Genomic DNA, 294 nt, shown 5'->3' on the forward strand with positions numbered 1-294 from the left:
CAAGAGTATGACTTGGTAATTGTGTGAGGGGGATTTATCGGCTCGCTTACGCCACGAGTAATAGAGTGAGTCTGTATTGAGTTTCTTTTTAAGCTGGTGGATGTAGTCATTGATGATGGTTAAATCGGTGTCTGGGTGGTCTTTAGGAAGGTATAGCCCCAAATGCATGACTAACGTGAACTCAAACTGCTCTAGTGCCTGTTCAAAGAGGTTGGTCATACTCGTAAGGGCGGATTCATACAGCCCGTGCTCACTGTAGATCACGGGATAATCGTTAAAGGTGGTGGAATGGGT

General features: G+C 45.6%; 1 protein-coding gene. It reads right to left on the bottom strand.

Going from position 1 to position 294, the window contains the following annotated elements; translation table 11 throughout:
• Positions 1-294 (bottom strand): YagK/YfjJ domain-containing protein (locus BCT49_RS26090; RefSeq protein WP_241908033.1); only part of this gene is annotated, 294 nt, incomplete at both ends.

Origin of the sequence: Vibrio lentus (genome assembly GCF_002875945.1) — a bacterium.
Classification (GTDB): Bacteria; Pseudomonadota; Gammaproteobacteria; order Enterobacterales; family Vibrionaceae; genus Vibrio; species Vibrio apostichopi.